General features: G+C 45.7%; 1 protein-coding gene. It reads right to left on the bottom strand.

What is annotated here, in order from left to right; genetic code table 11:
• Positions 1–293 (bottom strand): M16 family metallopeptidase (locus HC175_RS23020; protein WP_168140080.1); only part of this gene is annotated, 293 nt, incomplete at both ends.

The following is a 293-nucleotide window of genomic DNA, read 5'->3' on the forward strand; positions in this document are numbered from 1 at the left end:
CATCCGGTCAGACTCCAGCCACATCACCATTTCAAGGGCATTTTTAGGAACTACTTCATAATAAATGGTGCCGTCAACCCAGGTTCCTCCATTTAAGGTTCCTCCCACATCCTGGATCTTCTTGAAAAACTGGTCTTGTTCCACATTTTCCGACTCCTGGAACAACATGTGTTCGAAAAGGTGAGCAAAACCGGTGCGTCCTTTTTTCTCTCTATTGGATCCCACCCCGTATTGAATAGCTACGGACACAATAGGATCTGAATCATCCTGATGGAGGACCACATTGAGACCAT

It is taken from the genome of Salinimicrobium oceani (assembly GCF_012037645.1).